The 13,327-nt window shown below is 73.5% G+C and carries 10 protein-coding genes; 4 read left to right on the forward strand and 6 right to left on the reverse strand.

The features are described 5' to 3' along the window. Positions 1-52 precede the first annotated feature (52 nt). Positions 53-1,618: a Re/Si-specific NAD(P)(+) transhydrogenase subunit alpha gene (locus PGB27_RS09610; protein WP_274200155.1), complete on the forward strand. Its 1,566-nt coding sequence runs from the start codon at positions 53-55 to the stop codon at positions 1,616-1,618. Then, the gene (gene pntB, locus PGB27_RS09615; protein ID WP_274200156.1) at positions 1,615-3,018 is read left to right on the forward strand and encodes a Re/Si-specific NAD(P)(+) transhydrogenase subunit beta; all 1,404 of its coding nucleotides are present in this window, start codon (positions 1,615-1,617) and stop codon (positions 3,016-3,018) included. Before PGB27_RS09610 ends, pntB begins: the two co-directional genes overlap by 4 nt. On the opposite strand, the gene PGB27_RS09620 is transcribed toward pntB, so the two are convergent. After that, complete coding sequence (locus PGB27_RS09620) at positions 3,005-3,448, reverse strand: ankyrin repeat domain-containing protein (protein WP_274200157.1); 444 nt, start codon at positions 3,446-3,448, stop codon at positions 3,005-3,007. The genes pntB and PGB27_RS09620 overlap by 14 nt on opposite strands. Positions 3,449-3,484: 36 nt before the next feature. Then, positions 3,485-4,666, reverse strand: a complete 1,182-nt coding sequence (locus PGB27_RS09625; RefSeq protein ID WP_274200158.1) for an alkaline phosphatase family protein — start codon at positions 4,664-4,666, stop codon at positions 3,485-3,487. A gap of 155 nt (positions 4,667-4,821) precedes the next feature. On the opposite strand from PGB27_RS09625, the gene PGB27_RS09630 reads away from it, so the two are divergent. Beyond that, entirely contained in the window at positions 4,822-7,086 is a 2,265-nt protein-coding gene (locus PGB27_RS09630) for a carbon starvation CstA family protein (protein WP_274200159.1), read from the forward strand. Further along, positions 7,086-7,280, forward strand: a complete 195-nt coding sequence (locus PGB27_RS09635) for a YbdD/YjiX family protein (RefSeq protein WP_274200160.1) — start codon at positions 7,086-7,088, stop codon at positions 7,278-7,280. The genes PGB27_RS09630 and PGB27_RS09635 overlap by 1 nt, the downstream gene beginning before the upstream one ends. Before the next feature lie 66 nt (positions 7,281-7,346). Here PGB27_RS09635 and PGB27_RS09640 read toward each other — a convergent pair whose 3' ends face one another. From PGB27_RS09640 to PGB27_RS09655, 4 genes are all read right to left on the reverse strand, one after another. Then, positions 7,347-9,182, reverse strand: coding sequence for a phosphoenolpyruvate carboxykinase (GTP) (locus PGB27_RS09640; RefSeq protein WP_274200161.1), 1,836 nt, complete (start codon positions 9,180-9,182; stop codon positions 7,347-7,349). A gap of 199 nt (positions 9,183-9,381) precedes the next feature. Next, positions 9,382-10,266 carry an NAD-dependent protein deacetylase gene (locus PGB27_RS09645; protein ID WP_408630046.1) on the reverse strand — a complete coding sequence of 295 codons (885 nt, stop codon included), beginning with the start codon at positions 10,264-10,266 and terminating at the stop codon, positions 9,382-9,384. A gap of 84 nt (positions 10,267-10,350) precedes the next feature. Continuing rightward, the gene (locus tag PGB27_RS09650; protein WP_274200163.1) at positions 10,351-11,787 is read right to left on the reverse strand and encodes a metallopeptidase TldD-related protein; all 1,437 of its coding nucleotides are present in this window, start codon (positions 11,785-11,787) and stop codon (positions 10,351-10,353) included. Next, entirely contained in the window at positions 11,784-13,301 is a 1,518-nt protein-coding gene (locus tag PGB27_RS09655; RefSeq protein WP_274200164.1) for a TldD/PmbA family protein, read from the reverse strand. Before PGB27_RS09655 ends, PGB27_RS09650 begins: the two co-directional genes overlap by 4 nt. Between the last annotated feature and the right edge of the window lie 26 nt (positions 13,302-13,327).

The raw sequence follows: 13,327 nt of genomic DNA on the forward strand, positions 1-13,327 counted from the left end.
ATGCGGCGGTCGTCCGGCGACGAGGCCGGTGTGGGACGTAGGGAGCACGACGGTGCGCATCGGTGTGCCCCGGGAGGCCGGGGAGCACGAGACCCGGGTGGCCGCGACGCCGGCCACGGTGGTCGGGCTGGTCGACCTGGGGGCGACGGTCGTCGTCGCGCCGGGCGCGGGGGAACGCGCGAGCTTCACCGACGACGCCTACGCGGCGGCCGGGGCCGAGCTCGGCGACCCGTGGTCGGCGGACGTGGTGCTCACGCTGCGCCCGCCCGTCGCGGCGGACCTGGACCGGATGGCGCCGGGCACCACGCTCGTCACCATGGTCGGTCCGGCCCGCAACCCGGGGCTCCTCGAGGACCTCGCCGCGCGCGGATTGACGGTGCTCGCCACCGACGCCGTGCCCCGGATCTCCCGTGCCCAGTCACTGGACGTCCTCAGCTCGATGGCCAACATCGCGGGCTACCGGGCGGTGGTCGAGGCCGCGCACCGGTTCGGCCGGTTCTTCACCGGCCAGGTCACCGCGGCGGGCAAGGTGCCGCCGGCGAAGGTGCTGGTCGCGGGCGCGGGCGTCGCCGGGCTCGCGGCGATCGGCGCGGCGAGCAGCCTCGGCGCGGTCGTGCGGGCCACCGACCCGCGTCCCGAGGTCGCCGAGCAGGTCCGGTCGCTGGGCGGGGAGTTCCTCGCCGTGGAGGTCCCCGACGCCGCGCAGGAGTCCTCCGACGGCTACGCCCGCGCCACCTCCGCCGCCTACGACGCGCGCGCCGCGGAGATCTACACCGAGCAGGCCGCCGACGTCGACGTCGTCATCACCACCGCCCTCATCCCCGGCCGCCCCGCGCCCCGCCTGCTCACCGCCGAGGACGTCGCGCTGATGAAGCCCGGCAGCGTGATCGTGGACATGGCCGCGGGGCAGGGCGGCAACGTCGAGGGCTCGGTGCCCGACGAGGTCGTCGTCACCGGGAACGGCGTGACGATCGTCGGCGACACCGACCTCGCCGCCCGCCTGCCCACCCAGGCCTCGCAGCTCTACGGCACCAACCTCGTCAACCTGCTCAAGCTGCTGGTCCCCGAGAAGGACGGGCAGCTGGTCCTCGACCTCGAGGACGTCGTCATCCGCTCGATGACCGTGACCCACCACGGCGACGTGCTCTGGCCGCCCCCGCCGATCCCGGTGTCGGCGGCGCCGGCGGCCGCCGGCGTGCCGGTCGAACCGGTCGCGTCGACGCCGGTCGTCGAGCCGAAGCGGCCGGTGTCGCCCGCCCGGCGCTACGCGCTGGTGGCCGTCGGGTTCGCGCTGCTGTTCACGGCGACGGCGTTCGCGCCGGCCGAGCTCGCCACCAACCTCACGGTGTTCGTGCTGGCCGTGGTCATCGGGTACTACGTCATCGGCAAGGTCCACCACGCCCTGCACACACCGCTGATGTCGGTGACCAACGCGATCTCCGGCGTCGTCGTGGTGGGCGCGCTGCTGCAGTTCGGACAGCACGGCGTCGTGGTGTCGGTGCTCGCGTTCGTCGCCGTGCTGCTGGCCAGCATCAACATCGTCGGCGGCTTCGCGGTGACGCGCCGGATGCTCGCCATGTTCACGAAGGGCCCTGCCCAGGAGAGGACGTCACCGTGAGCGCCGGAGCAGCCGCCACCGCGGCCTACGTCGTCGCGGCCCTGCTCACCGTCATGAGCCTCGCCGGGCTGTCGCGGCACGAGACCGCGCGCTCCGGCGTCGCGTACGGCATCGCCGGCATGGCCGTGGCCCTCGTCGCGACCGTCGTGATGGTGGCCGAGTCGGTGTCCGCGGGCGCGGTCGCGCTGCTCGCCGTGGCCATGGTCGTCGGCGGCGGCATCGGGCTGTGGCGCGCCCGGGTCGTCGAGATGACCGGGATGCCCGAGCTCATCGCGCTGCTGCACAGCTTCGTCGGTCTCGCCGCGGTGCTCGTCGGGTGGAACGGTTACCTCGAGGTGGAGGCGGTCGGACCGGCGCAGACCACCGTCGCGCCGGACCTCCTCGCCATCCACTCGGTCGAGGTCGGCATCGGGGTCTTCATCGGCGCGGTGACGTTCACCGGCTCGCTCGTCGCGTACGGGAAGCTCTCGGGGCGGATGAAGTCGCGCCCGCTGACGCTGCCGGGCAAGAACGCGCTGAACCTGGGCGCGCTCGTGGCGTTCGCGGCGCTGACCGTCGGGTTCACCGTGGCGCCGTCGCTGGGCCTGATGATCGCGATCACCGCGGTGGCGCTGGCGCTGGGCTGGCACCTCGTCGCCTCGATCGGCGGCGGGGACATGCCGGTCGTCGTCTCGATGCTCAACAGCTACTCGGGCTGGGCCGCGGCCGCGTCGGGCTTCCTGCTCGACAACACGCTGCTCATCGTCACCGGGGCGCTCGTCGGGTCGTCCGGTGCGTACCTGTCGTACGTCATGTGCCAGGCGATGAACCGCTCGTTCCTGTCGGTCATCGCCGGGGGCTTCGGCGTCGAGTCCGGGACGGCGGCAGCCGTGGAGGGCGAGCACCGCGAGGTCAGCGCCGAGGAGGTCGCCGCGATGCTCGGCGACGCGTCGTCGGTGGTGATCGTCCCCGGCTACGGCATGGCGGTCGCGCAGGCGCAGTACCCCGTCGCCGACCTCACCCGCCGGCTCACCGACCGCGGCGTCGAGGTCCGCTTCGGCATCCACCCTGTCGCCGGGCGTCTGCCCGGGCACATGAACGTGCTGCTCGCCGAGGCCAAGGTCCCCTACGACATCGTGCTGGAGATGGACGAGATCAACGACGACCTGGCCTCCACCAGCGTCGTCCTCGTCATCGGCGCCAACGACACCGTCAACCCGGCCGCGATGGAGGACCCGGCGAGCCCCATCGCGGGCATGCCGGTGCTGCGCGTCTGGGAGGCCAAGGACGTCGTGGTGTTCAAGCGGTCGATGGCCGTGGGCTACGCCGGCGTGCAGAACCCGCTGTTCTTCCGCGAGAACACCTCGATGATCTTCGGTGACGCCAAGGCCCGCGTGGAGGACATCCTCAAGGCGCTGTGAGGATCGTCAGCAGGTCCTGCCGCTCGAACATCACCGCGGAGTCCACGGCGGTGGGGTGACCCGCGCGGGGGTCGGCGCCGGCCGCGACGAGGACGCGGACGACGGCCTCCTCGCCCTTGAACACCGCGCCGGCGATCGGGGACTGTCCGCGGTCGTTGAGCCGGTCGACGTCCGCGCCCCGCTCCACCAGCGCGGACACCGCGTCGGCGTGCCCGTGGTACGCCGCGAGCATGACGAGCGTGTCGCCGTTCTCGTTGGTGAGGTTCACCGGCACGCCGGCGTCGACGTACTGCGCCAGCGATGCCGCGTCGCCCTCGCGCGCGAAGCCGAACACCCGGATCGCGAGCTCGCGGACGCCTTCGTCGACCGGGGCCTGGCCGGGCGCCGCGGCGCCGGGTGCGGGGGCGGAGGGGTCAGGTGGCTGCGCCATGTGAGCAGTATGGAGTGCTGGAGCACGCAGAAGTGCTCACGAGCCCGCAGGGCACAGCAGGAGCGGCACGCGCTGCTCGGCGTCGGTGAGCGAGCCGTGGTGCCCGACCAGCGCCGTCTCCCGCGGCTCGATCCGCGAGCGCACGAGCGTCCAGTTCCCCCGCGCGGCCGCCACGACGTCGCCGATGCGACCGCGGGCGGTGTCGGTGACCGCGCCGCCGAACCACCCCTCGGCGATCGCCTCGTCCCGCGTGCGCACCCACGCCGCCTCGCCCAGCTCCTCGCGCCACGCCGCCACCACGTCGTCGAGGGCCCCGTCGGCGGCGAACACGTGCCGCACCCGCGCCTCGCCCGCCAGCCGGCGCACGCCCGCGAGCAGCGCCGGCGTGGTGTCGACGTCGACGCGCCAGCCGGCGTCGGTGCCGACCATCCCGTGGTCGGCGACGACGGCGAGCACCGTGTCGGCCGGCAGGTCCTCCGCGATCGCCGCGACCAGCCGGTCGACCACCGCGAGCTGCAGGCGCCACGGCCGGCTGCCCGGACCGTGCGCGTGCCCGACCATGTCGAGGTCGCCGTGGTAGGCGTAGACGAACGTCCGCTCCTCGGCGGCGTCGGTCTGCAGGGCGTCGAGCACCTCGGCCCCGAGGTCGCCCAGCGCCGTGACCCCGCGGAAGCGCCCGCCCCGCAGCGCCGCCCGCGTCAGCCCCGAGCGCCGCTGGATCTCCGGGGCCACCGTGGTCACCGCGACGCCGGCCCGCGCCGCGCGCTGCAGCACGGTCGGCGCGCCCTGCACCTGCTCGGGCGGCAGCTCGGTGCGCAGGTCCACGGGGTCGGCGGCGCCGTGGGCGCACCAGCGCAGCGTGTTGAGCACGACGTCCGCCGGCGCGGCCGGGTCGTCGAGCGGCGGCACACCCATGCTGTAGCCGACGATCCCGTGCTCGCCCGGCGGCAGGCCGGTGCCCAGCGTCGTCACGCTGACCGCCGTCGTCGCCGGGAACCCGGCGACGAGCGTGCGCCCGCGGGCCGCGAGCTCGGCCAGCGCCGGCGCGCGGTCGGCGTGGGCGTCGAGCAGGTCGGCGCCGAGCCCGTCGACCAGCAGCAGCGCGACCCCGCGGGCCGCACCGACGCCGAGGCTGTCCTCGAACCCCGCGACGCCGAGCGCGGCCGCCAGCGACGGGGAGACGTCGGCGAGGGTGCGGGCGGTCCCGACGTCCTCCATGCGGGCCGATCGTAGGAGCCACCGGACGGGACCCGCCGGGACCCTCGCCGTGGCGCAGGGTCATCGCGTCACCACTTCGCGTGAGTTGATCAAGGACAATCGGGCGTCCGAGGACCTATCCTCCCCCGAGGTCCGGTCCGAGCGGAGGGCGCGCGATGACGACGACGTCAGGGGGAGCGGGCGGGGCGACTGCGCCGTCCGCGCAGGAACTGCCAACGGCGGTCGACGACGAGGTGCTCGAGCAGGAGCGCCGGCGCTGGACGCCCGCCAAGATCGCGATCTGGGCAGGGATCGCGGTCCTCGGCGGGCTCGGCTGGGTGATGATCGCCCTCGTCCGCGGCGAGACGGTCAACGCGATCTGGTTCGTCTTCGCGGCGGTGGCGACCTACCTCATCGCCTACCGCTTCTACTCGACCTACATCGAGCGCAAGCTGCTCGAGCCCGACGACCGGCGGGCCACCCCGGCCGAGCACTCGGAGAACGGCCAGGACTACCTGCCGACCGACCGCCGGGTGCTCTACGGGCACCACTTCGCCGCGATCGCCGGCGCCGGGCCCCTCGTCGGCCCCGTGCTCGCCGCGCAGATGGGCTACCTGCCGGGCACGATCTGGATCATCGTCGGCGTCGTCCTCGCCGGGGCCGTGCAGGACTACCTCGTGCTGTTCTTCTCGATGCGCCGCGGCGGGCGCTCGCTGGGACAGATGGCGCGCGACGAGCTCGGCACCGTCGGCGGTGCGGCCGCGGTGATCGCGACGCTCGCCATCATGATCATCCTGATCGCGGTGCTCGCCCTGGTCGTCGTCCAGGCCCTCGGCGAGAGCCCCTGGGGCGTCTTCTCGGTCGCGATGACCATCCCCATCGCCCTGTTCATGGGCTTCTACCTGCGCTACCTGCGCCCCGGGAAGGTCGGCGAGGTCTCGGCGATCGGCGTGGCCCTGCTGCTGCTCGCGATCGTCGCCGGCGGCTGGATCTCCGAGAGCGGGCTCGCCGAGGCCTTCACCCTGAGCCGCACCACCCTCGCGTGGTGCATCGTGATCTACGGCGTCGTCGCCGCCGTGCTGCCGGTGTGGATGCTGCTCGCGCCGCGCGACTACCTGTCGACGTTCATGAAGATCGGCACGATCGTGCTGCTCGCGGTGGCCGTCGTCGTCGTGCGCCCGGAGGTCGCGACGCCCGCGATCAGCGAGTTCGCCGGCCGCTCGGACGGGCCGGTCGTCCCCGGGCCGCTGTTCCCGTTCCTGTTCGTCACCATCGCCTGCGGCGCGCTGTCGGGCTTCCACGCCCTCATCTCGTCGGGCACCACGCCGAAGCTGGTGGAGAAGGAGCGGCAGACCCGCTTCATCGGCTACGGCGGCATGCTCATGGAGTCGTTCGTCGCGATCATGGCCCTGGTCGCGGCCATCTCCATCGACCGCGGCATCTACTTCGCCATGAACGCGCCGACGGCCCTGACCGGCGGCACGGTCGAGACCGCGGCGGCGTTCGTCAACTCCCTCGGGCTGACCGGGGTGAACGTCGCCCCCGACCAGCTGGCGGGCGCGGCGACGATGGTGGGCGAGCAGAGCATCGTCTCGCGCACCGGCGGCGCCCCGACCCTGGCGCTGGGCCTGTCCCAGATCCTGTCGCAGTTCCTGGGCGGCGCCGCCCTCGCGAGCTTCTGGTACCACTTCGCGATCATGTTCGAGGCGCTGTTCATCCTCACCGCCGTCGACGCCGGCACGCGGGTGGCGCGCTTCATGCTGCAGGACGCGGTGGGCACCTTCGTCCCCCGCTTCCGCGACACGTCCTGGCGCACCGGCGCGTGGATCGGGACCGTGGTCATGGTCGGCGGCTGGGGCGGCATCCTGATCATGGGCGTCACCGACCCCCTGGGCGGGATCAACACGCTCTTCCCGCTGTTCGGCATCGCGAACCAGCTGCTCGCGGCCGTCGCGCTCGCGGTGTGCCTCGCGATCGTCGCCCGCCGCGGGACGGTGCGGTACCTGTGGATCGTGCTGGTGCCCCTGGTCGCCGTCGCGGTGATCACGGTGACGGCGTCGCTGTACAAGATCTTCTCGCCGGTGCCCGGCGTCGGGTACTGGGCGCAGCACTTCGCCTACCGGGACGCGATCGCGGCGGGCCGCACCAGCATGGGCGCGGCGCGCAACCCGGCCCAGATGGAGGCGGTGGTCCGCAACACCTTCATCCAGGGCAGCCTCTCGATCGTCTTCCTCGTCCTGACGCTGATCGTCATCGCGGCGGCGACCATCGCCGCCGTCCGCTCGATCCGGGCGGGTGGGCTGCCCGGCCACGAGGACGAGCCGGTGCCGTCGGCGCGCTACGCCCCCTCCGGGCTGATCCCGACGCCGGCCGAGAAGGAGCTCGAGAAGCGGTGGCTGGCGACGGCCGGCGCGCCGGCCCGTGGCGGGGGCGGGCACTGATGCCCGCGGCCGTCCTCACGGGGTGGCGGGCGGTGCGGTGGTGGTTCCGCGGTGTGCTCGGGGCGGACGCCTACGAGCGCTACCTGGCCCACCACGACCGCAGCGGGCACGACCACCCGCCGATGAGCGAGCGCGAGTTCTGGCGCGCCCGCACCGATCACCAGGAGCGGAACCCGCAGGGACGCTGCTGCTGATCCCAGGACGACGACGCCCCCGCCGCTCCGGAGAGCGACGGGGGCGTCGTGGTGGGGCGGGTGCTGCTACGCGACGCCGAGGCGCTGCTTGAGGGCCTCGAGCTCGTCGCGCATGGAGGTCGGGAGCTTGTCCCCGATCGAATCGAACCACTCCTCGATGAGCGGGATCTCCGCCTTCCACTCGTCGAGGTCGACCTTCAGCGACGCCTCGATGTCCTCCATCGGCTCCGACAGCCCGTCGGTGTCGATCTGGCCGGCGTCCGGGACGTGGCCGATCGCGGTCTCCGTGGCGGCGGCCTTGCCCTCGAGCCGCTCGATGATCCACTTGAGGACGCGGCCGTTCTCGCCGAACCCGGGCCACAGGAAGCGGCCGTCGTCACCGCGGCGGAACCAGTTGACGTAGAAGATCCGCGGCAGCTTGTCGGCGTCCGCGCCCTTGCCCACGTCGATCCAGTGCTGGAAGTAGTCGCCGACGTTGTAACCGATGAACGGGATCATGGCCATCGGGTCGCGGCGGACCTGGCCGACGGCGCCGGCCGCGGCCGCGGTCTTCTCCGACGACAGCGTGGCGCCCATGAAGGTGCCGTGCTGCCAGTCGAACGACTCGTTGACCAGCGGGATCGTCGTCTTGCGGCGCCCGCCGAAGAGGATCGCCGAGATCGGCACGCCGTTGGGGTCCTCCCACTCGGGCGCGAGGATCGGGCACTGGCTCATCGGTGTGCAGTACCGCGAGTTCGGGTGGGCGGCGGGCTCCCCGGCGTCGCCGTTGGAGGGCGTCCAGTCCTTGCCCTTCCAGGAGGTGGCGTGGTCGGGCTGCCCCTCCATGCCCTCCCACCAGATGTCCTTGTCGTCGGTGAGGGCGACGTTGGTGAACAGGGAGTTCCCGCGCTCGATGGTGCGCATCGCGTTCGGGTTGGTCTTCCAGTTCGTGCCCGGGGCGACGCCGAAGAAGCCGGCCTCGGGGTTGACCGCGTAGAGACGGCCGTCGGCGCCGAAGCGCATCCACGCGATGTCGTCGCCGAGCGTCTCGACCTTCCAGCCGGGGATCGTCGGTTCGAGCATCGCGAGGTTGGTCTTGCCGCAGGCGCTCGGGAACGCGGCCGCGACGTAGTAGACCTTCTCCTCGGGGCTGATCAGCTTGAGGATCAGCATGTGCTCGGCGAGCCAGCCCTCGTCACGGGCCATCGCCGACGCGATGCGCAGCGAGTAGCACTTCTTGCCGAGCAGCGCGTTGCCGCCGTAGCCGGAGCCGTAGCTCCAGATCGTGCGCTCCTCGGGGAAGTGGGTGATGTACTTCGTCTCGTTGCACGGCCACTTGACGTCGCGCTGGCCCGGCTCGAGCGGGGCGCCGACGGAGTGCAGCGCGGGCACCCAGTCGGTGTCGCCGTCGAGGAGTCGCTGCACCTCGGGGCCCATGCGCGTCATGATGTGCATCGAGGTCACGACGTAGGCCGAGTCGCTGATCTCGACGCCCAGCATCGGGCGCTCGGCGTTCGTCGGGCCCATGCAGAACGGGATGACGTACATCGTCCGCCCGCGCATGCAGCCCCGGTACAGCTCGGTCATGGTGGCCTTCATCTCGGCCGGGTCCATCCAGTTGTTGGTGACCCCCGCGTCGGCCGGGTCGACCGAGCAGATGAAGGTGCGCTCCTCGACCCGCGCGACGTCGTCGGGGTCGGAGGCGGCGTAGAACGAGTTCGGCTTCTTGGCCGGGTCGAGCTGGACGAACGTGCCGGCGTCGACGAGCTCCGTGGTCAGCCGGTCCCACTCGTCCTGGGACCCGTCGCACCACACCACCCGGTCGGGGGTGGTCAGCGCGGCGACCTCCTCGACCCAGTCGAGCACCTCGCGGCGTCGGATCGGCGGGTTCTCGAGTCCTTGGATGGTCGGAACAGCAGTCATGCGTCTCCTCGGTCGCTCGCTCGCCGGAACGCCGCGACCGCGAAGCGGCCCCGGTCGCCTCGGGAACGGACGAACCGCGGAGCACGGCCTCGTGCCCCGCTGACTCGTCCGTCGGGGTGTACGACGTTAACGAGACTTCTTCCGCAGGACACCGCCGACTGCTGTCGGGGGCCTCACTTCCACGATCAAGCTGAACGATTCAGGCCCGATCCGGCAAACCCAGGGTGTCCAGCACCCCCGGCAGGACGTCACCCAGGCCGTCGACGAGGCGGACGGTCGCGACCGCGTCGGCGCGGCTCGGACCGGCCGTGACCACCGCGACGGGCAGGCCGCGGCGGGTCGCGGCGTGGACGAACCGCAGCCCCGACATCACCGTCAGTGACGAGCCGAGGACCACCAGGGACCGTGCCCCCTCGACCAGCCCGAAGCAGTGGTCGACACGCGGGCGGGGCACGGATTCCCCGAAGAAGACGACGTCGGGCTTGAGCGGGCCGTCGCCGCACGACGGGCACGCGGCCATGGTGAAGCGGTCGAGCTCGGCGTCGGGCAGCTCCGCGTCGCCGTCGGGGTTGATCGCCGAGGCCGGCGCGCCGAAGCCGGGGTTCAGGGCGGTCAGGCGCTGCTGGATCTCGGTGCGGCCCGGCGTCGCGCGGCAGCCGAGGCACACGACGCGGTCGAGCGCGCCGTGCAGCTCGACGACGTCGCGCGCGCCCGCGGCCTGGTGCAGGCCGTCGACGTTCTGGGTGATGACCCCGCGGAGCAGGCCGGCGCGCTGCAGCGACGCGACCGCCCGGTGGCCGGCGTTCGGGCGCGCGCCGGCGATCTGCGGCCAGCCGACGTGGCTGCGCGCCCAGTACCGGTGCCGCGCGACGGGGTCGCCGACGAAGGCGTCGTAGGTCATCGGGGCGTGGCGGCGCGCGGCGCTCGTCGGCCCGCGGTAGTCGGGGATGCCGGAGTCGGTGGAGATCCCGGCGCCGGTGAGCACGAGCGCCCCGCCCTCGGCGATCAGCGTCGCGAGCGCGTTGACGTCACCCCGGACGTCGACCTCGGACTCCCACGCCTCCTGCGGCGCGGTGTAGCGCATGAGCGACCGGACCACCGCTCCATGATGCGCCTCCTCCCATGTGAGCGAACTTTGGTGCTATAGGCCCAAAGTTCGCTCACGACCTCAGCGGCCGGGCGACACCGAGGTCATGTGGTAGTCGGGCACGCGGAGCGGGGGCATGGCGGCGCGGGTGAACCAGTCCTTCCACTCCCGCGGCAGGGTCCGCTCGGTGGTGCCGGCCTCGGTGACGCGGCGCAGGAGGTCCAGCGGCGACTCGTTGAACCGGAAGTTGTTCACCTCGCCCGCGATCTCCCCGTTCTCGACGAGGTAGACGCCGTCGCGCGTCAGGCCCGTGAGCAGCAGCGTCGTCGGGTCGACCTCGCGGATGTACCAGAGGCAGGTGAGCAGCAGCCCCCGCTCGGTCGAGGCCACCATCTCCTCGAGCGTGGCGTCCTCGCCGCCGGTGAGCACGAGGTTGTCGGTGGGCGCGGCGAACGGCGCGTCGTACTCCGCGGCGGCCGCGCGCGGGTAGGCGAGCGTGGCCACCGTGCCCTCGCGCACCCACTCGACCCGCCCGGTGGTGGCCCCGTTGTCGAACACCGAGACCTCGTCGCCGGAGTACGTCGTCGCGAGCACCGGGGTGTAGGCGAGGTCGGGGAAGCCGGGCGCGGCCGGATCGCCGGCGAGGGTCAGCGGCAGCGGGCCGAGGCGCTCGCCGACCCGCGTGCCACCGGCGCGGGAGAAGGCCGAGCGGCCCTCCTGCGCCGGGCGCCCGCCCATCGACCAGGCGAGGTAGATCATCAGGTCGGACACCGCGGACGGCGGCAGGAGCGTCTCGTACCGCCCGGCGGGCAGCGCGATCCGCCGCCGGCCCCACGGCAGCCGGTCGCGCAGCCGCTCGACCAGCGCGGCGACGTCGACGTCCGCCACGTCGAGCGCGCCCTCGCCGCCCCAGACCGAGGTGCCGGTCGCCGGGTCCTTGAGGTTGAGCTCGACCGACCCGCCCGGCTCGACCCAGCGGCGGCGCACGCCCGCCGAGGTCCCGAGCCACGAGGTGGTCACGTGGTGCTCGGCGAACCCGAACGACGCCTCGTCGGGCCGGAACGACGCCCCGAGCTCCTCGGCGAGGCGGGCGAACACCGCCATCGACGTCTCGCCGGCGCCGTCGTCCCAGGCGGCGGTGCCGGAGCTGCCGGCGCCCGCTCCGTCCTCCGGCGCGGGCAGCGGCGCCGCGTCCCGCGCCGGTCCGGCCCGTCGCGCGGCCTGCACCGCGCCGGCGACGGCCTCCTCGAGCACCGCGTCGCCCTCGGGGCCCGCGGCGAGCGCGGTGGGCGCGGGCACCGTCGCCACACCGGCCCCGGTGCCGCCCTCGAGCGGTACGAGCATGATCACCGACAGGCGGCGCTCGACGGTCTGCCCGTTGGTCGTCATCGTGGAGTTCGCCCAGCGCACGACCGCCTCGGACACCTCGCGCACCAGTGCCACCGCCCCCGCGTCGGGCGCCCGCCGGGCGGCGATCGTCAGCGCGCGCTCCACCAGCGCGGACCCGGGCGCGCTCACGATCCGCTCCCCGTGTTGAGGACGGTGACCTGCCGGAACAGCGCCGACGGGCACCCGTGACTGACCGGTGCGACCTGACCGGGCTGCGCCTTGCCGCAGTTGAACGCCCCGCCGAGCCGCCACGTCGACCGTCCGCCGACGGCCTCGAGCGAGCCCCAGAAGTCCGTCGTCGTCGCCTGGTACGCGACGTCGCGGACCTGCCCGACGAGCTCGCCGCCGCGGATGCGGTGGAAGCGCTGGCCCGTGAACTGGAAGTTGTAGCGCTGCATGTCGATCGACCAGGAGCGGTCGCCGACGATGTAGATCCCGTCCTCGACGCCGTCGATGAGCGCCGCGGTGGGCCGGTCGGTGTCCGGGTCGGCGCGCAGCGACACGTTGGCCATCCGCTGCAGCGGCACGTGCTCGGCGGAGTCGGCGTAGGCGCAGCCGTTGGAGCGGCCCAGACCCAGCCGCGGGGCGAACGACCGGTCGACCTGGTACCCGACGAGCACGCCGTCGCGGACGAGGTCGAACTCCTGCGCGGCGACGCCGTCGTCGTCGTAGCCGACGCTCGCGAGCCCGTGCGGGACGGTGCGGTCGCCGGTGACGGTGAGGACGTCGCTGCCGTAGCGCAGGGCGCCGAGCTGGTCGGGGGTGGCGAAGCTCGTGCCGGCGTAGGCGGCCTCGTAGCCGATCGCCCGGTCGTACTCGGTGGCGTGCCCGATCGACTCGTGGATCACCAGCCACAGGTTGGTGGGGTCGATGACGAGGTCGGTCGGGCCCGCCTCGACGCTCGGCGCGCGGACCTTCTCGGCGAGCAGTTCGGGCAGCTCGGCGAGCTCGGCGTCCCAGTCCCACCCGGTGCCGGTGAGGTACTCCCAGCCGCGGCCCACCGGCGGGGCGAGCGTGCGCAGCGTCTCGAAGCCGCCGCCGGCGCGGTCCACGGTGGTGATCGTGACGTCGGGGTCGATGCGGACCCGCTGCTGGGTCGTGCGCGTGCCGGCGGTGTCGGCGTAGAAGGTCTGCTCCTTGACCTGCACGCAGCTCGCCGCGACGTGGTCGACGCCCGGGGCCGCGAGCAGCGCGGTCGAGCGCTCGGTGAGCAGCGCGATCTTGTCGGCGACGTCGACGCGCCACGGGTCGAGGTCGTAGGGCGAGACCCAGGTGGCGTCGGGGTGCACCGGCTCGTCGGCGAGGACCACGCGCTCGGTGGCGAGCGCGGCGAGGGTCCCGGACACCTCGACGGCCCGGCGCGCGGTCGCCGCGGCGGTGTCCGGCGTGAGGTCGACGTGGGCGGCGAACCCCCAGACACCGTCGCGCAGCACGCGCACCGCGAGCCCCATCGTCTCCTGGTCCGCGGCGACGACGACCCGGCCGTCGCGCAGCTCGAGGTGCTGGGTGCGCAGGCGGTGCACGCGCAGGTCCGCGTGCTGCGCACCGCCGCGGCGGGCGGCGTCGAGCGCGGCGTCGGCGAGCGCGGCACGGGGCAGCGCGAGGAAGTCCTGGTCCACCGCGCGCGTCACGGGGCTCGTCACGGCCGCCGAACCTACCGGCACACCGC

Origin of the sequence: Actinomycetospora lemnae, from assembly GCF_028737315.1 — a bacterium.
GTDB lineage: Bacteria > Actinomycetota > Actinomycetes > Mycobacteriales > Pseudonocardiaceae > Actinomycetospora > Actinomycetospora lemnae.

Coding starts and splice junctions, on each gene's coding strand:
- PGB27_RS09630 (WP_274200159.1), top strand. CDS start 4,822: ATGACGACGACGTCAGGGGGAGCGGGCGGGGCGACTGCGCCGTCCGCG.
- PGB27_RS09625 (WP_274200158.1), bottom strand. CDS start 4,666: ATGGAGGACGTCGGGACCGCCCGCACCCTCGCCGACGTCTCCCCGTCG.
- PGB27_RS09635 (WP_274200160.1), top strand. CDS start 7,086: ATGCCCGCGGCCGTCCTCACGGGGTGGCGGGCGGTGCGGTGGTGGTTC.
- PGB27_RS09620 (WP_274200157.1), bottom strand. CDS start 3,448: ATGGCGCAGCCACCTGACCCCTCCGCCCCCGCACCCGGCGCCGCGGCG.
- PGB27_RS09640 (WP_274200161.1), bottom strand. CDS start 9,182: ATGACTGCTGTTCCGACCATCCAAGGACTCGAGAACCCGCCGATCCGA.
- PGB27_RS09645 (WP_408630046.1), bottom strand. CDS start 10,266: ATGCGCTACACCGCGCCGCAGGAGGCGTGGGAGTCCGAGGTCGACGTC.